1 pseudogene is annotated in these 241 nt (G+C 58.1%); it reads left to right on the top strand.

What is annotated here, in order from left to right:
• Window positions 1-214, top strand: a pseudogene (locus JUK32_RS28660) (helix-turn-helix domain-containing protein); the annotation flags it as partial.
• Between the last annotated feature and the right edge of the window lie 27 nt (window positions 215-241).

Here is a 241-nt window from a genome sequence, read left to right as displayed (position 1 = left end):
ATTAGCGGCGGCTTTGCCGCGCCAGCGCCAGCAAACGCCCTCCCGTCAACCAATCTGTGATGGCGAATCAGAGGCAAAACTGATTGCCCTTCGCTGCGGGGAACCGCCCGACGGCTACGCCCGTTGGACGCTGCGGTTGCTGGCGGACAAAGTTGTGGAGCAGGAGATTGTCCCCGCCATTTGCCACGAAACCGTGCGCCAAGTTCTAAAAAAAATGAATTAAAACCGCATCTGTGCCGTC

This window comes from Halomicronema sp. CCY15110 (assembly GCF_016888165.1).
Classification (GTDB): domain Bacteria; phylum Cyanobacteriota; class Cyanobacteriia; order Phormidesmidales; family Phormidesmidaceae; genus Halomicronema.
Note: the sequence above shows the minus strand (reverse complement) of the source record. Positions and strands in the feature narration are given on the sequence as shown.